21 protein-coding genes are annotated in these 22,363 nt (G+C 65.9%); 7 read left to right on the top strand and 14 right to left on the bottom strand.

Annotated features, from left to right (window positions below):
• Positions 1-48 precede the first annotated feature (48 nt).
• Positions 49-1,041, top strand: coding sequence for a helix-turn-helix transcriptional regulator (locus HPY32_RS20980; protein ID WP_067578736.1), 993 nt, complete (start codon positions 49-51; stop codon positions 1,039-1,041).
• A 118-nt stretch (positions 1,042-1,159) separates the two neighbouring features.
• On the opposite strand, the gene HPY32_RS20985 is transcribed toward HPY32_RS20980, so the two are convergent.
• From HPY32_RS20985 to HPY32_RS21005, 5 genes are all read right to left on the bottom strand, one after another.
• Complete coding sequence (locus HPY32_RS20985) at positions 1,160-2,623, bottom strand: DUF4185 domain-containing protein (RefSeq protein ID WP_067578733.1); 1,464 nt, start codon at positions 2,621-2,623, stop codon at positions 1,160-1,162.
• An 89-nt stretch (positions 2,624-2,712) separates the two neighbouring features.
• The gene (locus tag HPY32_RS20990) at positions 2,713-3,825 is read right to left on the bottom strand and encodes a BTAD domain-containing putative transcriptional regulator (RefSeq protein WP_067578731.1); all 1,113 of its coding nucleotides are present in this window, start codon (positions 3,823-3,825) and stop codon (positions 2,713-2,715) included.
• A gap of 219 nt (positions 3,826-4,044) precedes the next feature.
• Positions 4,045-5,472, bottom strand: coding sequence for a site-specific integrase (locus HPY32_RS20995; RefSeq protein WP_156673913.1), 1,428 nt, complete (start codon positions 5,470-5,472; stop codon positions 4,045-4,047).
• 92 nt (positions 5,473-5,564) lie between these two features.
• Complete coding sequence (locus tag HPY32_RS21000) at positions 5,565-5,936, bottom strand: helix-turn-helix domain-containing protein (protein ID WP_156673912.1); 372 nt, start codon at positions 5,934-5,936, stop codon at positions 5,565-5,567.
• A gap of 103 nt (positions 5,937-6,039) precedes the next feature.
• On the bottom strand, positions 6,040-6,306 hold the full coding sequence (locus HPY32_RS21005; RefSeq protein ID WP_082870631.1) for a helix-turn-helix transcriptional regulator: 267 nt from the start codon (positions 6,304-6,306) through the stop codon (positions 6,040-6,042).
• 437 nt (positions 6,307-6,743) lie between these two features.
• Here HPY32_RS21005 and HPY32_RS21010 point away from each other — a divergent pair, with 437 nt between their 5' ends.
• The 3 genes from HPY32_RS21010 (at position 6,744) to HPY32_RS21020 (ending at position 10,054) form a co-directional block, all read left to right on the top strand.
• Positions 6,744-7,157, top strand: coding sequence for a helix-turn-helix transcriptional regulator (locus HPY32_RS21010; RefSeq protein WP_067578726.1), 414 nt, complete (start codon positions 6,744-6,746; stop codon positions 7,155-7,157).
• A 211-nt stretch (positions 7,158-7,368) separates the two neighbouring features.
• Positions 7,369-8,484 (top strand): polyprenyl synthetase family protein, encoded by a 1,116-nt coding sequence (locus tag HPY32_RS21015; RefSeq protein ID WP_156673911.1) that lies wholly within the window; start codon positions 7,369-7,371, stop codon positions 8,482-8,484.
• Between the two features lie 505 nt (positions 8,485-8,989).
• On the top strand, positions 8,990-10,054 hold the full coding sequence (locus tag HPY32_RS21020) for a dTDP-glucose 4,6-dehydratase (RefSeq protein WP_067578724.1): 1,065 nt from the start codon (positions 8,990-8,992) through the stop codon (positions 10,052-10,054).
• Between the two features lie 58 nt (positions 10,055-10,112).
• On the opposite strand, the gene HPY32_RS21025 is transcribed toward HPY32_RS21020, so the two are convergent.
• The 9 genes from HPY32_RS21025 to HPY32_RS21065 all read right to left on the bottom strand — a co-directional run bounded on the left by HPY32_RS21025 (position 10,113) and on the right by HPY32_RS21065 (position 20,160).
• Positions 10,113-10,862: a class I SAM-dependent methyltransferase gene (locus HPY32_RS21025; RefSeq protein WP_082870629.1), complete on the bottom strand. Its 750-nt coding sequence runs from the start codon at positions 10,860-10,862 to the stop codon at positions 10,113-10,115.
• A 109-nt stretch (positions 10,863-10,971) separates the two neighbouring features.
• Positions 10,972-12,576, bottom strand: coding sequence for a carbamoyltransferase family protein (locus HPY32_RS21030; protein WP_171982958.1), 1,605 nt, complete (start codon positions 12,574-12,576; stop codon positions 10,972-10,974).
• A 15-nt stretch (positions 12,577-12,591) separates the two neighbouring features.
• On the bottom strand, positions 12,592-13,539 hold the full coding sequence (locus tag HPY32_RS21035) for an NAD-dependent epimerase/dehydratase family protein (protein ID WP_067578721.1): 948 nt from the start codon (positions 13,537-13,539) through the stop codon (positions 12,592-12,594).
• Between the two features lie 6 nt (positions 13,540-13,545).
• On the bottom strand, positions 13,546-14,637 hold the full coding sequence (locus HPY32_RS21040) for a DegT/DnrJ/EryC1/StrS family aminotransferase (protein WP_067584611.1): 1,092 nt from the start codon (positions 14,635-14,637) through the stop codon (positions 13,546-13,548).
• The gene (locus HPY32_RS21045; protein WP_067578720.1) at positions 14,634-15,824 is read right to left on the bottom strand and encodes an NAD(P)/FAD-dependent oxidoreductase; all 1,191 of its coding nucleotides are present in this window, start codon (positions 15,822-15,824) and stop codon (positions 14,634-14,636) included. Before HPY32_RS21045 ends, HPY32_RS21040 begins: the two co-directional genes overlap by 4 nt.
• A gap of 203 nt (positions 15,825-16,027) precedes the next feature.
• Positions 16,028-17,122 carry a transcriptional regulator gene (locus HPY32_RS21050; protein ID WP_171982959.1) on the bottom strand — a complete coding sequence of 365 codons (1,095 nt, stop codon included), beginning with the start codon at positions 17,120-17,122 and terminating at the stop codon, positions 16,028-16,030.
• Between the two features lie 36 nt (positions 17,123-17,158).
• The gene (locus tag HPY32_RS21055) at positions 17,159-18,601 is read right to left on the bottom strand and encodes a helix-turn-helix domain-containing protein (RefSeq protein WP_082870627.1); all 1,443 of its coding nucleotides are present in this window, start codon (positions 18,599-18,601) and stop codon (positions 17,159-17,161) included.
• 241 nt (positions 18,602-18,842) lie between these two features.
• Positions 18,843-19,274 (bottom strand): DUF397 domain-containing protein, encoded by a 432-nt coding sequence (locus tag HPY32_RS21060; RefSeq protein WP_171982960.1) that lies wholly within the window; start codon positions 19,272-19,274, stop codon positions 18,843-18,845.
• 10 nt (positions 19,275-19,284) lie between these two features.
• Entirely contained in the window at positions 19,285-20,160 is an 876-nt protein-coding gene (locus tag HPY32_RS21065; RefSeq protein ID WP_067578715.1) for a helix-turn-helix domain-containing protein, read from the bottom strand.
• A gap of 536 nt (positions 20,161-20,696) precedes the next feature.
• Here HPY32_RS21065 and HPY32_RS21070 point away from each other — a divergent pair.
• From HPY32_RS21070 to HPY32_RS21080, 3 genes are all read left to right on the top strand, one after another.
• On the top strand, positions 20,697-21,065 hold the full coding sequence (locus HPY32_RS21070) for a hypothetical protein (protein ID WP_156673908.1): 369 nt from the start codon (positions 20,697-20,699) through the stop codon (positions 21,063-21,065).
• Positions 21,066-21,421: 356 nt separating this feature from the next.
• Positions 21,422-21,826 carry a hypothetical protein gene (locus tag HPY32_RS21075; protein WP_156673907.1) on the top strand — a complete coding sequence of 135 codons (405 nt, stop codon included), beginning with the start codon at positions 21,422-21,424 and terminating at the stop codon, positions 21,824-21,826.
• Positions 21,816-22,295, top strand: coding sequence for a hypothetical protein (locus HPY32_RS21080; protein WP_067578706.1), 480 nt, complete (start codon positions 21,816-21,818; stop codon positions 22,293-22,295). Before HPY32_RS21075 ends, HPY32_RS21080 begins: the two co-directional genes overlap by 11 nt.
• The last annotated feature ends 68 nt before the right edge of the window (positions 22,296-22,363 follow it).

Genomic DNA, 22,363 nt, shown 5'->3' on the forward strand with positions numbered 1-22,363 from the left:
GCCGGATCATGACCGCAATTTTCCTATGCTGGACGGTGGAGGTGGATCGTGGCCGATGTGACCCGCCGGATGCTGGCACTGCTGACCTATCTGCAGACCGGCCGCCGATTCGGTGGCCCGGAGCTGGCGGCGCGGCTGGAGACCAGCCCGCGCACCGTGCGCCGGGATGTGGAACGCCTGCGCGAGTACGGCTATCCGGTCACCACCCAGCCCGGGCCCGGCGGCTTCTATCGGCTGTCGGCGGGCCGGACCCTGCCCCCGCTGGTCTTCGACGACGACGAGGCGGTGGCGACGGTGGTCGGCCTGAGCCTGCTCGCCTCGACCGCCGCGCCCGCCGAGGCCGCGCCCGCCGAGATCGGCGTCGCCGCCGACCGCGCCTTCGGCAAGATCGACCAGCTGCTCCCGGCCCGGCTGCGCTCGCGCACCGCCGCCCTGCGCGCCACCGTCGAGGCCGCGACCCAGGCCGCGCCGCCGATCGACGCCGAGGTCCTGGCCACCCTCGCCGCCGCGGCCGCCCGGCACCAGCACGTCGCCTTCACCTACACCGCCCGCGACGGCAGCACCTCCCGCCGCCGCGTGGAACCGTACCGCCAGGTGCACCTGCACCTGCGCTGGTATCTGCTGGCCTGGGACCGCGACCGCGCCGACTGGCGCACCTTCCGCATCGACCGAATCGCCGAAACATCGGTCGGCGGAACCGTTTTCGCCCCCCGCCCGCTTCCCGCCGACTCCGCGGCCGCCTACCTGCGCGGCGAACTGACCGCCCCCCGCCACCGCGCCGTCGTCACCGTCGCCGCTCCCGCCGCCCGCGTAGCCGACGCCCTGAAATTCCAGGACTGCGACATCGAGGCCGTAACCCCCGACCGCTGCACCCTGACCACCTGGGTCGACTCCTTCGAGTGGCTGATCCTGAACCTCGTCGTCCTGGACGCGGACTTCACGATCGAGCAGCCCACCGAATTCCGCGAGCGCTGCCGAAGACTCGCCTCCCGACTGGATCGCGCGGGACACGAGCCCGGCGTGCCTTCCTCTTCCCCTTGATCCCGGCGTGCCTTCCCCTTTCCCTTGATCCCGGCGTGCTTTTGGCCGGGATCCACACACCCCAGACGGTCACCATTGGATTCCGGCCAAAAGCACGCCGGAATCAAGGGTCGAGCCCTCAGTCGTCCACCTGCGCGTGCATCAAATACACGTTGTAATCGCTCCACGTGCTCATCGTGAAATACAGATCCGACCCCGACGACCACGGGTGGATGAACCCCCCGTACAGCTCCGGGTACTGCGAGGCCGATACCGTCGGCACCCCGTCCGACCACACGCCCTGCGGCGAATCCGATTCGCGCACAACGAGAGCCGCCTTCGAGGTGTCCAGGTAGCTCATCTGCCAGACGCCGCGGTCGGCGTCGTAGCGCACCGACAGCTCGCCCGCCGGGCCGTCGACGATCGGTGTGGCGGACTCGGATCCGCCCACCGGGGTCCAGTTTCCGTCGTGCCAGTACTGATACGCCGAGGTGTTCAGCACCTGTGCCTTCGGCACCCGCGCCAGGCCGACCGAGCCGAGGCGGGTATTGGGCGTGCCGAACATGTACACGTAGTCGCCCTGCGGAACCATCGCCGCCACTTGGAAATTCGCCAGGCCGAAGATGTTGTCCCAGTGCGCGTACGGGTCCTTGGTCCAGGTCTGGCCGTGGTCGTCGGAATAGGCGATGCCGCCGTAGTTGGTGTAGAAGGTGCCCGGCACGCTGTTCCAGGTGCGAATCGACATGTAGCTCAGGTACTGCCGGTCGCCGATGGCGAAGCCGGAGGTCGGGATCGTGGTGATCTCGATATTGTCCAGCTTGCGGCTGGCCAGCACCTCGGCGGCGTGGCAGCGGGAGTCGGTGACCATGCGATCGAACACGACGCCCTTGCTCAGATCGCGATTGCTGCTGAACGCCAGGAGATTACTGCGCCAGTCGCCACCCATCCCGCCCGGCGGATGGAAGCCGACGCCCACGGTGTCGCCGAAGGCCATGGCGATCTCACCGGGCGCGCTCTCCCACATGATGCCCAGATCGGTGCCGTACACCTGCCAGCGCTTGTCGGTGCGGTTGATCGAATTCGCGCCGGTCACCTTGCCCACCTCGCGCACCTCGCCGATGCGCGGGGCGGGCCGCTCGGCGGTCTGCGGGGCCGCGTCGACCGACGGATGCGCCGTCGGCGGGGGCGGCGGACCGGTCTGCGGCGACGGTCCCGGCGGCAGCGCGAAGAAGAACGGCTTGGGATTCACCAGCAGCTCCGGCAGACCGAGCCGGGTCAGCAGCCCGGGCGGCGGGGGCGGGGCATCGGTGAGATCCGGGCAGGGATCGGTGCACGGGTTCGGCGGCAACTGCATGCGCGTGCGAACGGGTTTCGCGGCCGGGGCCGGACCGGGATCCAGGGTCACCACCGGATACGGCACCGGCACCTCGAGCGTCTTGGGCACCAGCGAATTGTGCGTGGGCACCGGATCGGTCGCGCACGGCCCGATTCCGGGAATCGCCGCGGCGGATGCGGGCTCGGCCTGAGCGGGCGGCTGCGCGCCCGCCAGCACCCCTGCACCCACTACCACCGTTCCCATGGCAGCCAGCAATCGCATGGCCATCGTCGTATCCCTCGCGTCGTGTGTTCGGTGCACCGCTCACCCAGCGCCCGAGATTACCTGGGACGATACGAATTCCGTCGGCAATTCCGTTACGCGTCGGCCTCGAACCGCAGCAGCGTCGCGCCGATGCGGATGACGACGCCGTCCACCAGCATGGCCCCGCTATCGATGGGTTCCTCGTCGAGATAGATGCCGTTGGCCGAGTGCAGGTCCTTGATCATCAGCCCGGCCCGGCTCGGCAGGATGTGCACGTGGTACCGGCTGACCTTCGGATCGTCGAGCACCAGATCGTTATCGGTCATGCGACCGATCTTCAAGCCGCCCTTGGGAATCGGCAGCACCCGGCCGTCGACGGTGCGTAACCGGCCGCCGGCGGCCGAGCGCGGCACCTCGGTCACCGTCTCGGTCATCGCCTTGGCCATCCGCTCGGCCTGTGCGATCTCCATGGTGTTGAGCGGCTCCTGCCGCAGCACCCGCTTCTCCAACTCGATCAGCGCCGGACCGGGATCGATGCCGAGCTCGTCGGCGAGCACCGTGCGCACCCGGCGGCACGCCTCCAGCGCGTCGGCCTGGCGGCCCGACAGATACAGCGCGGTGATCAGCTGCACCCACAGCGGTTCCCGCAGCGGGAACTCGGTGGTCATCGCGATCAGCTCGCCGACCACCGAAGACGCTCGGCCGCAGGCGATTTCGGCATCGATGCGGGCCGAGGCGGCGAGCAGTCGCTCCTCGCCCATGGCGGTGGCGAAGGTGTCGGCGAACTGTAGGCCGGACAGATCGTCGAGGGCCTTGCCGCTCCACTCCGCCAGCGCCGCCTCGTACCAGCGCGACGCGCCCGCGTGGTCACCGGCCTCGACGGCGGCCGCGCCCGCGCGCCGGGCGGCCTCGAAGCGGCCCAGATCGCAGCCGTCGTCGGGGATCTCGAGCCGGTATCCGGAGGACTCGGTGCGCAGCACCGCGGCCGGGTCCACGCCCGAGGTGCGCAGCGTCTTGCGGATATTCGAGACGAATACCTGCAGGCTGGCCTGATAGGAGTCCGGGGGCTCCTCGTTCCACACGATGTCGGCCAGCGCCTGTGACGACACCGCCCGCCGCCGATTCACCGCCAGCGCGGCCAGCAGCGCCCGCGGCTTCGGGCCGCCGATGGGTACGGATACGCCGTCGATCAGGAGCCGCACCGGCCCCAAGATCTGCACGCCCACCCGCCTCTCCGGGTTTTTTGGCCATACGGGTTGGGAGGGGGAAGTGTTTTGTGCAGGTCCTGCGTTGGGGGCGGGGTCGGTTTCGGGCGTACCCGGCGAGTTACCTATGTGCTGACTAAAGGGTGGGCCGCAGGTCACGGCATCAACGGTACTGCGTGACCTGCGGTCGTTTGCCATCTAGTCGTCAAGAATATAGGCAACGTCCCGCCGGGCGGTGGTCTAGCAGGAGCGGCGGCGGGCTACTTCGTCGAGTGCGGGGCCGATCTTGTCGCCGATGAGTGCGGTCACGTCGGCGTGGGGCTGGTAGCGGCGCACATACGCCTTGCGTAGCACGCGTGAGGTGTTTCCTAGTTGGTCGGCGACCTTGGTGGCGTCGAGTCCGGCGGTGATGCCTTCGGTGCCGATGTACTTGCGCAAGCTGTGTGGTGTGACCCCTGCGGGGAGCCCGAGGGCGGCGGCGAGCCGCCGCCAGCGATGAAGCATGCTCTTGAGGTTGCGGGGTCCACCGTCGTCGAGATCGAAGAACAGCAGATCCTCGGGCCAGTCCGCATCCTTGGGCCGCGGCGGCAAACCCGCCTTCAACCGGCGCTTGCGGATAGCCTGCCGCACCGCTTGCGACCGCTGCACACGTGCAGCCAGCACGTTCAGCACCGCGCGTGGCAGCTGGACGGGCTTGCTCGCGAACTTGCCTTGGTGGATGTCTTCGGCGTCGTCGCTGGTGTAGTCGATCCACACCTGTGCCGAGCCGTCGCGGGTACGGACCGCGCCGCGCGGGGTGACGATCCCGGTCTCGAAGTCGATGTCGGATTCGCAGACACCGAGTGTTTGGCCGAGCCGCCAGCCGGTGGCGGCGACGAACACCACCCAGTCGGCGACATCGTAGGTCTGGCAGTACTCCGCGACCGTAGGCACTCGCTGTTTCCACGCTCCCTTGCCTTTTCGCTTGTCGAGTGTGGGGCATGGGGCATCGGAGGTGTACACGTCGATCAGGATGCGCTCGACCGTCGCGGAGTCCACGAACGCGGAACCACCGCGTCGACGCTGGAAGTTCCCGGGCTTGGGTAGCAACGCTTCCCGGACCGGGTTGCCCGGAGGGAGCGCGCCGACCCGGATCGCGAACCGGAACATTCCGGACAGGATGTTCTCTTTCAGGATGCGCGGGGCGCTGCCACCACGCTCACGGGCTACGTAGTCGAGCATGTCTTCGATGACAGCAGTGTTGGTGAGGCCGATCTCGCGGCGTCCGTATTGGGGGATGATGGTGTCGCGCATCATCGGCTCGTAGTTGTTGATCGTCTCTTCGAGCCGTCCACGTTTGCGGAGATCGTCCTTGTACGCGGCCCACACTTCCGCGACGGTGGACCGTTTGGTCAGTTTGCTGGCCAGGGTGACCGACGAGTCGATCCACTCGTGGGCGGCGTCGAAGTAGGCGCGGCGGGCGCGTTCGCCGCAGCGGTCCGGCTTGGCGCGGCCTCGGCTGTCGGTCTCCGGCGGCGAGGACCGGTAGATGCGCTGGTAGTTGCCGTTCCAGTCGCGGGGCCGTCCCGATGCCTCCCATACGCCTGGTTTCGTCGGATGTGGTTTCAGATTCGGTTCCGGGACATCACCCGGATCCAACTCGGGGCGACCACGTCTATTCTGGACCATGCCTCCTACTCCTTTGGTCGTGGTGGGGGCGTTGGCCTCCGTCGCCCGCTGCGCCAACAGCGGGGTAAACCGGCGGGGGCCAGCTCTTTTCGTCAAGGGCGTTCGGTCGCTTGCGCCTTCTGCCTGTCTGTTCGTTCGCGATCCAGTGCCGCGCCGAGCAGAAGCACGATGTCGCGCAAGGCTTGCGCTCTGCCGTGTTCGGACAGTCGCAGATACATCGGTGCGGTGACATCGGTGAACATCTGCAGTGCGCTGTCATCGGTCGGCTTGCCACGTGGGCTGCCACTGAGCGCGTCGACCAGTTTGCGCAGCGTCCCCGCGTGCGGGGTCCGCCCGGTCTCGAGATTGCTGATGGTTTTCGCTGGGACATCGGCCAGCCGTGCCAAATCCTCCTGGGTGATGTTGCGGGCTTTCCGTTCGGCCGTGATCTGCTGGGCCACCTCCTTGCGCTGGTCGGCGTTCATGGTCGCGAAGTCGGCGCGGGACCAATCCCGCTTGTCGGGTCGCTTCACGACCACCGATTCTATCGGGTATTTCTAGAAATATATTGGTTATTCGAGAAGGTATTCATGCGGCGGTGGTGCCGCCGCGCCGGGTGAGCTGTTCTTGCTCGGCGATCCAGGCTTCGACTTCGCAGCGGCGGTAGACCACCTTGCGGCCCCGGGCGAAAGACGCCGGACCGTAGCCGCGGTGCCGCCAGTACCGGAGAGTGCCGACATTGAACTTGTACTCTTCTGCGACTTCGACGGTGGTCAGCAAGTCGTCACGCCGGTTGATGCGCGTCACCCCATCGGCAGAGTCTGCCGGGGTGACGGCGTTTTCCTGCTCGGGCATGGTGAATTCCTTTCGGTGAGCAAGGTGCTTTCACCGGAAGGACTCCTCGAGAATGGCCGACATCGGACATCGCGCTTGCAGCTTTGTCGAGTGCGGCCCGCACCCGCGCACGTCGAGTAGGCGACGGTCCGGTTCTGGGCCGGTGCGCCGACGGGCGAGCCAGTTTCCCGCTGGTCCGGTCGAGGCTGCAGCCGGGGGTCGACATCGGGTTCTTGTTCATCCCCGATGCTCGTTTGCTCGACCACCCAAGTATCCGATTCGCCCGGTTACCCCCAGGTCGACTACGCTGCTTCCGATTGGAAGCAAGAGTTGGCGAGAGCGATGAAACCATCCCCGAGGAACGTCGTGCTGCCCAGTCGCGCACCTTCATCGCGCCTGTAGGGGAGCTGGGTCCGATCACGATCAACTAATGCAGGTCTGAGCAGAGGAGATGGATCATGGGGAATCCGAGCGGTGTCGAGCCTTCGGCGTCCGGGGACGGCCCGTCGTTCGCCGAGAGGCTCCGCGTCCTTTTCGACAACGTCCATCCGCGAGGGCGAGGCCCTTTCTCTCAGGCCGAAGTGGTGGACATGATCCGCGCGAGTGGCGGCTCGGTGACCATCGAGCACCTATCGCAGCTGCTGTCGGGGGACCAGCGCACTCCCGCCCTATCGACTGTCACAGACATCGCTGCGGTATTCCGTGTTCCGATGGATTATTTCGGGTCACGGGAATCCTACGAAGAGATCCGCCGCCACATCGGGTGGTTGGCCGCCCTTCGCGATTCCGGTGCCGAGCGCGTGACCGTGTGTTCGAGATCGGGTCCCGTGAACCACGCGCAAACGCTGGTGACCGCGCGACCCGAGCGCTGAGGTCGTAAACCACCCGCATCTACGCTCTGCCGACCACTCACGACCTTTCGCGGGGGTCCGTTCGGCGATTCCCTCGGCAAATCGAGGCTGGAGGGAATGCAAATCATTAATTGATTAGGGCGGATGCGACTTTGGTCAGCGCTTATATGTCTTGCACTGTATGTTAGGCCGTTATTGTCCGGTCCGAAGCTGAAATCGAACGAGGGAAAAGGTGGACAACCCGTTGCGTGGGAGTTACGAGCCGCTGGCCGACAGCGAGGCTCGTCTTATCGTGGCACGCTACTATTCCGAAGTGGTGGAGCCGGAAAGAAGGGCATTACTCGAAACTCGTGGATGTATGCTCAAAGGGGTCGGTGATCCGATGCAATCGGCGGTCGACGAGTTGATTTCCCTGACGGTGCGGCATCATAGAAGTGAGAGGGCGACGCTAACGTATACCGCCTGGCTGATGGCAGGCGGAGATCCGGAATCCAGGCTTCCGGCCCGGGTAGCTATCGCGTCCGAACTGTTTCACCGTGGCGGACTGATCCACGATGACATCGTCGATGGCGGTACCACGCGAGACTGGCAGCCTTCAACGTGGGCACAGTACGCGGCATTACATGCTTCGCAGCGGTGGGCGTCGCAGTTCGGTCATAGTGTGGCCATATGGCTCGGAAATCTGCTGTATTTCTGGTCGCACGATGTCTTCGCCGAGGCATTGCTCGACGTTCCCACCGAAGCGGCCAACCATGCGAGAGACGTGTGGACGCGAGCACTGACCAAAGTGTGGGCTTCTCAGCACCTTGACCTTCTCGAGTCGGCCCATGGCAGCAGCGCCCAATCGGTTGACTCGGCTCGCACGGTGGCTCGGCTGAAAGGGCGATACGCGGCGGCGACACCACTCCAACTCGGCGCCGCACTGGCCGGGGGCAGCAAGTCCCTGGATCAGGCACTGGCCCGGTTCGGCGAACCTCTCGGCGAGGCGTATATCCTCCGGAATGACCTGGAAGGTGTGTTCGGAGATGCCAGCACAATCGATGCATATCCAAAAGACTTGCAAGAGCGGCGATTGAGCACACTAGTCGCGATAGCAATGAAAAGGGCCACGCCAGCGCAGAATGACATACTCAAGGACGTTGGAAGTCCTGACCTTTCCGAAGTTCAGATGAACGAGATAAAGGAAGTCCTTGAAGCGACAGGAGCGCGTGCCGAGACGGAACGACTCTCCGAGAACCTGGCAACGCAGGCTCTCGACGCAGCAGGCGCAGATGATTTCCCAGGCTGGGCACAACAGATTTTCGCTAGTATCGTCAATGCGATAATGAAGATTCACAGCATCGAGTAGACCCTATGGGTTGCGCGGGTCTCCTATGCGTGGCTCTCCTCGTCACCGACCGCATCAGTCCGCCCTTACCCGGTCGCAACTGATCAGGATAAGTAGACCGCCGCAGTCGGCCATCGGCCAGCTGGACGGGGGCTCTATGAAGGTAATGCCGTCTTTCGGCGGTGGGTGGGTAGGTCGGATCGCGCGGACATGCCAGGCTCTGGTGAGCGATGTCAGGCATTGATAGCATCAGCACGTCCGTGATCGCCTTTCTAGACCTCCTTGACCGAACGATCAGCACCACGACACGGACGCCCGGCCAGCCAGCCTTCGCCGTCACCCCGGATGGCGACGACAACTCAACACGACCCGTCGGCTCGAACGGCAGCGCGGTGACCTGTTGTCCCAGCCACAGGCCACATCACAGACTCTCCGGTGTGCGCACTGCATCGTGTGCGGTCACCTCGGACGTAGACCAGCATCTTTAGAAGCATCATTAGATTGGTCTCGGCTAGTATCGGCACCCATGTCCGTCTACCTCGTGACCGGTGCCGCGGGTTTCATCGGCGCGAACTATGTGCATCATCTGCTGGGATGGGAACCGGATGCCGAGGTGGTGGCGGTGGACTACATCGGGTTCGCTGGCAACCTGGCGAATCTGGATCCCGTGATCGACCGCATCGTGTTCGAGAAGGCCGATATCGCCGACCTGGAGGTGATGGAGGCGATCTATCGCCGGTATCGGCCGGATTACGTGGTGAACTTCGCCGCCGAGTCGCATAACGATCGAGCGATCCTGGGGCCGTCGGCGTTCATGCGCAGCAACGCCCTCGGAGCTCAGGTGATGGCGGAGTGCAGCCGTCTGGTGCCGGTGCGTGCGCATGTGCATGTCTCGACGATCGAGGTGTACGGCGAGCTGGCGGCCGGGGACAAGTGGTTCACCGAGCGATCCCCGTTGAACGCCAAGACGCCGTACTCGGCGGCGAAAGCGGCCGGGGACCAGATGGTGCGCGCCTATATGCAGACCTATCCGGAGCTGCCTATCCGGATGACGCACTGCGCCAACAACTATGGCGCGTATCAGTTGCCGGAGAAGCTGATTCCGCTGGCGATCACGAACCTGCTGCGCGGCCGGAAGGTCCCGGTCTACGGAGACGGGTTGCAGAGCCGCGACTGGCTGCATGTGGCCGATCACTGTGCTGCGGTGCACACGGTCCTCCACGCCGATCTGGACCCGATCCCGGTCGTGGCGGCCACCGACCCGAGTCTCCTGCCGATCTTCGACATTTCCGCGCGCTGCGAGGTCACCAACCTCGACATCGCGCGCAGAATCGTGACCGAACTCGGCCTGGATCCGGTGCAGTGGATCGAGCACATCCCGGACCGGCCGAACCACGACCGCCGCTACGTCATCAATCCGGAGAAGCTGGAGACGGGGCTGGGGTGGCGGCCTGTGCATGAATTCGAGTCCGGCATCGCCGAGACCGTGCGCTGGTATGCCGAGAACCGCGGCTGGTGGGAGCAGATCATCGCCGATAAGGGCGAACTCGGGTTCGATTGGAGCCGAGCCGGACAACCGTCGGCCCGGTAACGGGGCGTTGCTCGAGGCCCCGGGACTGCTGCGCCCGGGGTGATCTGCCCGGTCGGCCTTATCGGCTGGTGAGGGCGAAGAAGATGAACTGCGGTGTGCGCGAGAGCCTTCGGTAAGTTATCGGGTCGATGCTGGCCATTGCAGGTTGCGGGTCGGGCTCGGCGATGTCGTCGACGATGAATCCTGTGGAGTGGAAGGCTGCGAGCATGGCTCGTAGTGGACGGTGCCAAAACCGCATCGGCATCCGGCGGCCGTTGCGGATCCAGGTGTCGGTGAAGGCGTAGGTGCCGAAGTAGTCGTCGGTGCCGTTGATCCGCTGATCTGCGAAGGGATGGCGGGTGGACAGGACCAGTCGGCCGTGGGGTACGAGTAGCCGGTGGAACTCGTCGAGCGTCGGTTCCCATGCTGGGAGGTAGTGCATCACCAGCGATGACAGCACCAGATCGAACGCGTGGTCGTCGAACGGTAGCGGGGCGCGGAGGTCGGCGTGGTGCAGCGCGACGTCCGGGCCGACTCGGTGGCGCGCGATGCGGAGCATGTTCGTGCTGAGGTCGACTCCGGTGACCACCGCGGCACGACCTATCAGCGCTGCGGCATGGCCACCAGCGCCGCAACCCGCGTCGAGCACTCGACACCCCCGCACGTCGCCAGCGAGAGCGAGGATCGCCGGCCGTTCATACAGAGTGTTGAAGGGCGTTTTCTCGTTGTCGGACGCGTATCCGTCCGCGAACTCGTCGTAGTTGTTGTAACCGATGCCTTCCGACGCGGCACTGACCAGGTCGGAGGCTCGGCATCTGTTGTCATCCATCGGTTTCCGCTCCCGGTGAGACTGCACTACGTCGGTGTTCAGGTCGAAACCGCGCTCGCAGTACTACTCGTGGCTGGCAAGTAGTGCGCGGGCAAGCCGACCATGGAGGTCAGGGGTGGTGCTTGGTGACGATGTGGGTGCCGATCACGAGTGCGTCGGCTGGGCTGGAGTGGAAGAACGCGAGGGCTTGGGCGGGGTCGGCGACGATCGGTTCCCAGCCGGAGTTCAGGCTGGTGTTCAGGATGGCGGGCACGGTGGTGAGGTGGTGGAAGTGTTCGATCAGCTGCCTGTAGATGCCGGTGCGGGGTGGAACGGTCTGGGGGCGGCTGGTGCCGTCGATGTGGGTGGCGGCCACGATCGGGCCGGGATGGGTGGTGGGTAGCGTGAACGACATGAAGGGTGCGTGAACAGTGGTGTGGCCGAACAGTTCTGGAGTGTGTTCGGCGAGGACGGAGGGCCCGAAGGGGCGGAATTGTTCGCGTCGTTTGATGCGGTTGACGCGGTCGCGCATAACAGCCGAGGACGGGTCGGCCAGCAGGGACCGGGCTCCGAGCGCGCGGGGCCCGAATTCCATGCGCCCCTGGAACCAGGCAACGATGTGGCCTCGGGCGAGGAGTTCGGCGGTGCTGGCGGCGGGGTCGTCGGTCTGGCGGTAGGCGATTCCGCATTCCCGGAGTACGGAGTCGATGGCTTGGTCGGTGTAGGCGGGGCCGAGGCGGGTGTCGTCGAGCCGGGCAGGCCGGTGTCCGTGGGCGGCGGCGACTACCAGGGCTGCGCCGAGGGCGGTGCCAGCGTCTCCGCAGGCGGGAGCGGCGTAGATGTCGGTGAACCCGGCGTGGGTGACGAGCTTGCCGACGGCGACGGAGTTCTCCATCACGCCCCCGGCGACGCACAAGTGGGTGTCGCCGGGTCGGCGGTGTCGCTCGACGAGGGCATGGACTGCGGTTTCGATGACGGCCTGGGTGGTGGCGGCGATGTCGGCGTGCTCGGACCGCAGCGGGCCGCCGGGAAGGCGTCGCGGGGGAAAGCCGGGGAGGGTGTCCTCGGCGATCATCGGCAGCTGGTCGGTGTGGAACAGCGGGTGCCGGTGGAACACTTCCCGGTGCAGCAGGGAGGTGTTCAGGTGCGGGTGCCCGGCGTCGATCGTGAGCAGCGGCTGGCGTGGATAGGGTGTGCCGTGGGCGGCCAGGCCCATGACCTTGTATTCGTCGTTCTGGCTGCGGTAGCCGAGGTATTGGGTCATGGCTGCGACGAACAGGCCGACCGAGTCGGGAAACGGGACCGTGTCGACGGGGGTGAGTTTCCCGGCGGCACCGCGGAATACCGCCGCGCAGACGCCGTCTCCGGCTTGGTCGGCGGTGACCACCAGCGATTCGTCGAACCCGGAGATCAGGTAGGCCGACGCAGCGTGCGCGAGGTGGTGGTCGATGTATTCGATGGCCGGGACGTGCCCGAACTGGTACCACAGATACGCCTCGAATCGTGGCCGGAAGTCGTGCCAGGTGGCGCGCGGGAACGCGATCACGTCGACGTCGTGGATGGTGATCGCGGCTTCGGCGAGGACGTAGCGGATGGCGTGGTCGGGCATCAGCCCGACGGCGTGTTTGTAGCGCAGGAACCGTTCCTCCTCGGCGGCGGCGACGATCCGGTCGTCGTGGATCAAGACGGCGGCGGCGTCGTGGTCGGCGCGGCCGAAGGTTCCGTGAATTCCCAACACGTACATCGTGTTTCACCCCTGGACGGAGGTCGGCTGCCGGTAGGCGGCTATCGTGCGGTCCAGGCCCTCCCGCAGCGGGATGTGCGGTGCCCAGCCGAAGACGGCGCGCGCCTTGACCGCGGTGGTGACCTGGCGAGGTGGATCCGCGGGCCGGGCTGGCGCGAACTCGATGCTGGCGTCGGGGTGGGCGATGGAGTCGACGATGTAGCGGGTGACGCCGAGGGTGGTGTCTTCACCGCCGGTGCCGATATTGAAGGTCTGGCCATGTACGTCGTCGCGGCCGGACAGCGCTGCGGCGGCGAGTAGTTCGCACACGTCCTCGACGTGGATCCAGTCGCGGCGCGCGCTCCCGTCACCGAACAGGGGGATGGGTTGCCCGGCCAGGGCGCGGGTAATCGCGGCCGGGATCAGCCAGCCGGGATACTGGTCGGGGCCGTAGATGGTGACCGGTCGGAACACGATCACGGGCAGGCCCTCGCGGGCGTGGAATGCCGACAGGTACGCCTCGAACGCCGCCTTGGCTGCGGCGTAGATGCTCACCGGGTGGATCGGGTCGGTTTCGGCTAGGTCATCGGAGTTGTTGACGCCGTAGACGTCGGCGGTAGACAAGAACAGCAGCCGCCCGATCCGCGCATCGACCAGTTCCTGGAGATACCCCAGGGGGTTGTCGAGGACTGCGGTCTGGGGGTGCGCGGCGGTGTTGACCTCGGCGGCCAGATGGATCACCAAGTCACCTGGTCCTGCCAGCCGTGTCAGGGTGCCGGGGGTGTAGATCGAGCAGCACTCGAACCGCACCCGAGGGCTGTTGAGGATCTGCGCGGGGATCTTCTGCACCCCGTACTGCAGAGGGTCGATGCATACCAGCTGTTCGTGGTCGGCAAAGGCTGGGTCGGTGTGGATACGGCGCAGCAGGTTGACGCCGAGGAATCCGGACGCACCGGGAATGACGATGTTGGCCATCAGGGTTCACCTCGTGAGGGATACGCGCAGGGTGTCGATCACGTGGTCGACGGTCGCGTTGGTCATGGCCCGCCACAGCGGCAGGCAGATGTGGCGGGCCGCGAAATCGTCGGCCCCCGGGAAACCGTCACCGACATTGAGGCCACCGAACAGGGGCTGACGGTGCAGCGGCTGCTCGTACACGCCCTGCGCCAAGACGACCCCCTCCGCACAGACCTTGTCGCGCAGGGCTTTCCGGTCGACACCAGAGTCGAGCAGGGCGATGGCTTTGTGGCCGCTCACCTGCCCGGCCAGGCTCGGAAACTCGAGCAGGGCAACATCTGTCAGGGCGGCGGTGTAGCGGTCGATCACCACGCGCCGCCGCTGCCGATCGCGGTCGAGGTGGTTGAGTTCGGCGGCCCCGAGCGCTGCGCCGAGTTCGGTCATCCGCCAGCTGCCACCCCACACCACGTGTCGACCGTCCGCATCCTTGCCCTGGTTGCGGTACATCCGAGCCAACCGATCCAAATCCGGGTCGTCGGTGGTGATCACCCCGCCCTCACCGGTAGTGACGACCTTGGTGGCGAACAGCGAGAACGCCGCCGCGTACCCGAGCCCGCCAGCCGGGCGGCTGGCGAGGGTGGAACCGTGCGCGTGCGCGGCGTCCTCGATCACCGGCACCCCGGCCTCGTCGCACAGCCGCAGGATCTGCGGCAGGTCGGGGCAGAGGTAGCCGCCGATATGGACGATCACCACCGCGGCGACCTCGCCGTCGAGACGCCGCTCGAGATCGGCGCGGTCGGGGTACAGGCCCGCGTCATAGAGCTCGACGCGCGCACCGGCCGTCAGCGCAGCGGCGGCGGTCGCGTAGTTGGTGTTCGCCGGTACCAGCACTGTCCGACCGCGCACGTTCAACGTGCGGTAGATGATTTCCAGCGCGGTCGATCCGGAGTTGACCGCGATCGCATACCGTGTGCCCGCCAGCGCGGCCACAGCGGCCTCGACGGCCTCGGTATGGGCGCCGAGAACCAGCTGACCCGACCGCAGAATCTGCTCGGCCGCAGCCAGCGTGGTGGCGATCTCGTCGTCGGGTACGGCGGCAGTGAACGGGGGAATCATCGAGCGCTCGCCTCCTGGTGCGCCGTCCACGGCGTCACGTCCACGAACTCGGCGACATCGACCGGGCTGCCCTCGTGGCGGGCGGGCATGGCCAAGGGGGCGTCGATGCCGGTGACCGCCTGTGCAACCGTGCGCGAGGCATGCAGGGCGAGGGTCATCTTGCCGGGCAGCACCGTCCACCATCCAGTGACGCCGTCGCGGTCGCGGTGGTCGATGACCGCGTAGTTCGGTTCGGTACCCCACTGATCACCGCTGCCGCGGGTGTGCTCGGTCTTGCTGCACATCCATGCCACCCCCGCGGTCTCGTCGAGCAGACCGGGCCGCAACCATTGCGACAGCTCCTGGGTCAGTGCCACGGTGTCGGCGGTGGGGACGGGCCAGCGAGCCGGGCCGCGCACGAACCGCTGCTGCGCACCATAGCGAGACGCCAGGACCGCGCCGCCCGCCGCCGCCGGGGCCAGAGCGGGCCACCCGAACTCGAGGCCGATGAGCGCACAGGGGATCTCTCCGGGAAAGGCCATCATCATCTCCAACCGGGATCGCAGCTCGCCGGTGACCTGCGATGCCGACTGTTCGAGCACGCTGTGTGTACCAATCCCGTTGCACACCACCACATTCGCCGCTTCGACGAACTTGGTGCCGGTGTCGACACCCCGCACGGCACCGTCAGCGGCGACAACGCGCGACACTCGTGTGCCGACGAGTAGATCGACTCCGCCCGCCGCGCACCGCGTAGCCAGGCCGGTCACGAGTGCGTGGGTGTCGATGAGCAGTTCCCGGACCATGAAAGCCTGGACCGGTGGCCGGTCAGTGAGTGTGAGCAACTCGCCCAGCTGTCGCGGATCGACCTCGCGCGCAGTCACGTCGTGGCGTCGCCACCGTGTCGCGTACTCGCCCATGGTGGCCGGTGTGCCGAAGTAGCAGCAGGTGTCGATCTCGCAGATGCACTCGGGGAACGAACTACGGAAGGCGGCTTGTGCCTGCGAGCACGCCGACATCACCTCCGGATGCCAGCGTGCGTACAGCGCTCCGCTGTGCACCATGCCGTGATTGCGGGTCGTCGCTCCCGCCCCGAGTAGATCCCGTTCCAGTACCGCCACCTCAGCACCCTGGCCGCTCAGCCGTGCCGCCGTCATCAGCCCGGCCACACCGCCGCCCACCACGACGCAGTCGTACCCGCCCGCCATCACCGGCTATCTCCGCCCTCGGGACGGCCCCACCGGAAGGTCACAGTCCGACGAGATTCCCTCAGCCGGGCGCGGCACGGGTATGGCTCGGCGGCAACAGTTTCGCGCGACTGGTTGTTGTCGATGTCTTCCACAACCGCCAGCGTCTCCCCAGCACAGGGGGTGCGGCTAACAACCCGGTGCTGTACAACACCGAGTTGTGGTCAGAGCGTGGTCGCTGCGGTCGCCAGTCGCAGTACCGCTCTTCCCGCAGCCTGAATGGGGTGGTCGGCGAGGATTTCCTGCACCCGCTCGCTGGTGAAGGGCTGCAATTCCAGTACACGGCCTTCCGCGTTACTGGTGGCCGAGGCGGCGAATAGGGAATCGAACACCGGTGCGTCGATGACCACCGCGGTGAGTAGATCTGTGGCGAAGCTCAGCGGATCGACCCCGAGCCCGAGGCAGTAGGCCGTGAGAGCCCCGTCTCGGCGGGCCCGCTCCAGGCGGTTCGCGAAGTCCCAGGAGTCGTAGTCGATGGGAGCGCGCTCGCTGCCATGGTCTTCGCTGTCGCCGCGCAGCTCCTCGGCGAACTCGCGAATCATATTGCGCCACAGCGAGAAATCCGGGTCTATATTCCACTCGGCGTAGCCGGAAGGCTGGAAGATACCCACGGGCACAACCTGATACATACCACCGGCGTGGCCGACCTTGCGCGGGTCACGCCAATGCAGCAGAAATGATTTCGCGCCCGTGTCCGGCTCGCGGCGGATCGTCAAGGTACTGATAGCCAGATTGACCGGGCGCTGAGCCGGGTCGCACGGGTCCTCGACCGCCGCCCGGACCCCCGCGTCGATTGCCTGGCCGCGCTGTCGCAGCGCGAACTCGTGGGCAGCGGCCTCGCCCACGTTGATGCTGTCGAAGTAGCAGCCCAGACTGAACCTCATCGTCGGCGTGGCACCCGTGAGGTCAGCGTGCAGCAGCCGGTAGGTTGGGCGATTCTCGAACACCGACGGGGCGGCGATCGAACCGACCGCCTCGGCGTAGCTCGCGTACGCCCGGCCGGAATCACCGATCGGCAGCACCGGACTCGCCAGCGGCACAGGCGGTATCGGCGCGGTCGGCGACCATTCGAGGGCGATATCGTCGATGCGCAGCGGCGTGACGGGGATCCACTCCTTGCGCGCCAGTAGTGGGGTCTCGGCGACCCGGACTGCACGCGGATAGCTCTGCGCGGCGGCATCATCGAGGTCGGATCGGTGGTCGCGCAGCCAGGCGCGTGTCTCCATCCATTCGCGTTCACTCGCTGTCGGACTGTGCATACCGGCACCCATCACGCCGTACTCCCGAGGTCGGACCTAGCTGATCAAGCTGTGTCGATGCTGCCACGCCAACGCCAGGCACGCCGCGCCGGGCGCGGCGACCGGCTCGGTCTCCAACAGCCGATCGATCGCCGCGGCGGTGAACGGCACTCCGTCGGCGGCCCGCCCGCTACCGGTCGCCACCACCTCCCCCTCCTCGTTGAATCGCACGATCTCACCGAACACCTCGCCGAATACTTCGTCGTCGATCACGACCACTGTCAGGATCGTCGCGGCCAGAGTCAACGCATCCAACCCGATTCCGAGGACGAACGCACTCAGCCGACCTTCCCGCCGAGCTGATTCGAGCCGGAGGTAGAGCGGCCAGTGCTCGTAGTCGACCGGCTCGCTGCGGCTGCCGTCGTGCTCGGGCTGTCCCAGCAGCTCCTCCGCGAATTCCCGAGTCATGTTGCGCCACAACGAAAAATCGTTACGCCGATCCCACAGGGCGACACTCGACGGCTGAAACTCACCGGCAGGAATCACGTCATATACACCCGCGGCCGTCGCGACCCGCTCCGGATCACGCCAATGCAGCAGAAATGACGGCGCAGATGGATAGCGGCGCAGTCGAATCGTCAACGTCGTGATCGCCGGAATCACCGCCCGGCGAGTCGGATCGAACGGATCGCCCACCAGCTCGCGAAACGGCAAGCACCCCTGCAGGTCTGGCCCTTCGCCTGCTCCAGCATCCATACATGCCGCAGCCAGTTCGTGAGCCAGCGCCTCCGAGACATCGAGCTTGTCGAAGTAGGCCGCCAATCCGAAATCCAGCACACCCGACGACAGCGTCCCGGCCAGGTAGCGATAGCTCGGCCGCGACTCGAACAACTGTGGAGGATCCAGATGCTTCACAGCCGACGAGTAGCTCGCGAACGCAGCCTCGGGTGTTCGGAGCGGCCGGACCGCCAATGTTTCGGCTTCCCTGCCGGTCACCTGCACCGGCTGCGGCCCCTCGTGCAGACGTAGCCGCACCAAGCCCAAATCCATTGGCTCCCTGGACAACCACCCGTCCCCAGCGATCAGCGAAGTTCTGGGTACGCGATACTCACTTGCGTACCACTGTGCGGCAAGCTGCCCCAATTCAGCACGATGCTGGTTCAGCCAATGCCTCTGCACCCGCCACCGCCCCCTACTTGCTGCCACCGCCGCCGTCGCCCCATCCGGCACCGAGCTCCGCCGCCGAGGACCCGCGAGCCCAAGCTCCTCCGGCGGAATCCCGAGAACACGCGCGAACTCACGACGGTGCTCCAACGTCACCTTCCGCGTCCCGGTTTCCACCTGGCTCAGGAACTGCTGCGTAACCCCCAACGCAGCCGCAACAACCGCCTGATTCAACCCGAACGCGAGACGATACTCACGCACCAATACCCCGACCCGCAGCGCCGAATCCAGCTCCGCACTGCGACGCAACCAAGCAGACTCGCCCTCCGAACCCACCTCGACTCCTCCCCGATCGCGGTCAGGGGCGCAGGCCGCGTAAGACGCCCCTCCAGCCTCACCGCAAGCGTCTCGTTCCTCAACGGAACATACCCACAGCACTCCATGAGGAGGGCCGGAAAGCGAATCTCCGGCTCAAATCTAGGCAGCGGGTGGCCAAACCGAACCAACTGCCTCGAATTCCATCGCCATGCCAAGTCGCCGAACGAGGTAACTCTGTCAGGCCACCCGACAGTGGCAGCTAGGCAGCCACTGTCGAAGTGAACTCTCCCGCCTGGACTCCTTTTGTAAAGGCAGTCCATTCGTCGGCGGTGAAGGTGAGCGTCTGGCCGTTGGATCCGCGCAGCGTCGTGCTGCCATCGACCGTCCGGATGATCTCGGGGATTCCCTCAATCGTGCCGGTGGCGACTTCTTCGTCGGCGACGATCGAGAGGAAGTCGTTCCAGATGCCAACTGGGACAACGATGATCGGCTCATCGGTCGGTTCGCCAATGTACTTGTCATCGCGGATGAGTACCGTATCGGCGTTCTGGCGAACCTGTACACAGTTGGAAGAGTCCCGCGAGAAGGTTGACTTCACCCAGTCGAGACTTACCGAGACACAGCTGGAGGAATCCCGCGAGTAGGACGACTTGAACCAGTGTCGCTCGTGCTGATTACCTGTGGTGCTCATGTGAGAGATCCTACTCATTCGATAGTTTCAATTTGTCTACGGATTCTTCGATCAATGCCAGAGAATCAGCCGGGCTGAGGGCTTGGTCTTGCACGTGCTGGAACGATCGACTGAGGTCGAAGACCTTATCGGGGTCATCGATCATCTTGGCCTCAAGCGGCGACTCGTACCACGCGAGCGGGCCGAGGGTCGGGCTGGTGAACTCAAGTAGGTGGAAGGTGCAACCACCGATAATCGGTCCCGTCCGGCTGGTGAACGGGATGATCCTGACGTCGATGGTCTCTCGGTTGCCCTTGATCGTGTTGGCCAGCTGGCGGAGCTGGTCGTGGAGTACCTCGGGTCCTCCGAACTGTTGCTCGACCGCGGCTTGGCTGATCACGGAGACGAGGTGAAGCGGGTCGTCACCAGACAGGCGTTCTTGGCGCTTCATTCGGGCGGCGACGCGGCGTTGGACCTCTTTGGCTGGGATGCCGACCTGGTCGGCCTCGATCAGCGCTCGTGCGTATGCCTCTGTCTGGAGCAAGCCCGGGATGAGCAAGCTTTCGTAGGTCCGCACCTCTTCGGCGCCGTATTCGAGGCCGTACAGGTTGACGTGCTGGGAAGAGAAGATCTTGCTGTAGGCGGCCCACCAGCCGCTACCCATCGCGTCCTCGCGCAACTTCATCAGGTGCTCTCGCTGCTCCCTGGGGAACTCGAGGGCGTCGAGCACCGCAGCGAACTTCTCTGGACCAACGAGCTTCTTCTCATTCTCGAACCTCGACCAGAACGTGGACGAGACCTGGGCCGCCTTGGCGAGTGCAGGCCCGGTTATGCCCAGTTCGTCACGCCTTTCGCGGCACATGGCGACGATCTCCCACTTCGCGGCTACGGACGAGATCGGTGGCATCAGAGACCCTTCTTCCAGCCGTGGAGGCCCACTGCACGTACCGTACACCAAGCAACACTTCGCAATAGACCTCCAAATTATTCCCCAAATTGATACCCGATATGGTTGCGTGGTCTTATTTACCAGGTCTATATTAGCTGTGTCGGTCGTCACGTTGTGGCACGTCGCCTCCGAACGAGGCGGTCGGCTCTCCCGCCGCGGGGCATCCGAGCCCTGCGACCAGCGGCAAGGGGTTGGACCATGCAGCTTGCCACCAGAACGGTGCCCGTGGCACCGCTATTCGCGTCGCGTATAGAAGCCCCAGATACGGAGGCTCTGCTGAAACCCAGTGCCCGGCTCTATCCCACGCCGCAGGCTGACCGCGACGAGATCCGGGTCCGACTGCGTTGCACCCCGTACATCCTGGGGGTGACGGCGCGCCAGTCGCGGGACCACGTCGGCCAACCGGTCTTGGTACGGGTGCGCCAGTGGTGTCTGCGGATTGTTGCTCCTTTGCGCTTGACTGCGGGTCGGTCTTCCGAGCGGTGGGAATGGCGATGACCGGTGGGTGGGCCTACGGCATCGTGCGGGCCGACATCGCCGGGTCCGAAGTGTCTGCGCAAATTCAGCAGCTGCGTCAGTGGGCCTCTGCGCGCGGGTTGCGGTTGCGGGGGATTTCGGTGGTGTGGTCGGAGGCGTCGTTTCCGCTGTTGATCGCCAGTCTTGCGGGCCCGGATATCTCTGCGGTCGTGGTCCCGGCGTTGACGCATCTGGGAGCGTGGCGGGCGGCGGTCCGGGTCGAAGCCGACTTGTGGTCGCTGCACCCGCTGCATCGGTGGCCGCGTCGCCCACCTTCGCTTCGAATCCCGTTGCACCCCTTGGCGCTCGGCTCCTCGGCGCATTGGGACCGCAGAGAGCGGGGGTGACCGAACATGCAGGCGTGTCATCTGATCGTGCGATTCGACGCCGGTCTGCTGCTACACCATCACGCCGAACACGGCGCGGCGGAGGAGTTCGCCAGGACAACGGCGCATTTCGCTGAGATCACCTTCATTGACGGCATCGCCCCGCGTACCGCTGCGCCCCGTGAGCGCCGCCGTGGGAGCAGTGCACCGACCAGTTCTCGTGTGTGGGCGAGAAACCAATTCGAGCAGAGAAAACGTCGGGGGAGGTGATCGAAACATTCGAGTACGCGATCGGCGGCTTGTCCGGTGCCGGAACGGTCGCTGTCGAGGGCCTCCGCGCACTTGCGCGCGCCGAATATTCCAGGCAAGGAGAGGTCATGTTCGACCATCATCGAAATCGCGATCCGAACTCGACGAGCGCATGCTGCCCCGTGACCGCCGCCGGTGGCGTGGCGGGGTTGCCGCCGTTGTGTTACGGCTACCTGCGCACGGATTTGATCGCGGACGATGCGGTCGAGGCGTGTGACGCCGTGTTGGCCCGTATCGCTTCGGCCGAGTATCACCATCAACTCGCCAGTGTCTTCCACGAGTCCTCCCCGCAGAGCTGCCAGCTGCCGCCGGAGCTGGTGCGTCTGGTCGCCGAGTGCGCTCGTGCCGAGGCGCACCTGGTGCTGACCTTCACCGGGCACCTGTCCGGGATGGGGGTGGCTCGTATCTGCGTGCTCGACTACATCGCCAGCCGAGGCCACGCCCACGTCGTGGAGGTGTCCGATGTCCATTGACGTCGACCCGGATACCGATACGGACGCCGGGGAACAGGTGTGCCGGTGGTACCGCGAATGCGGGCTGGCTCCCGTCGCTGTCCATGGCGGGCTGCCGACGCTGACGGCCGACTCCTCGGTCGGGGCGGTCATGATGCCGGGGGCGCTGAGCCGCGCGGTGTGTGGCCTGCTCGCCGCCGAGATCCCGGTGTTCCGCGAGCGGCTGTGGGGTAACCATGTGGCCTTGGTCGTGCCCGGACCAGGCCGGATCAGCGCCACGATCGCAGGGCTGTTGGCCGCCCATGCCGTGGCGGTGCTCCCGCACGGTACCCGGGTCCTGCTACCCCGGACTCTGACAGCGTTGGAGACCGAGGAGTCCTGGATCAACGCTCCCGCACCGGGCGGGTTGATTCCGTCGCTCCAACTGCTGCTGGCCCTGGTTCGTGAATGCGTCGACCCCGCCCTACGTACGCAGGCTCTGGCCTCCTGATTCTGGCCGCTGCCGCATTCACGGGCCGCGAGAAAATATCTTCCGATCAACCGGTTTTATTTCACCTG

Source organism: Nocardia terpenica (genome assembly GCF_013186535.1).
Taxonomy (GTDB): domain Bacteria; phylum Actinomycetota; class Actinomycetes; order Mycobacteriales; family Mycobacteriaceae; genus Nocardia; species Nocardia terpenica.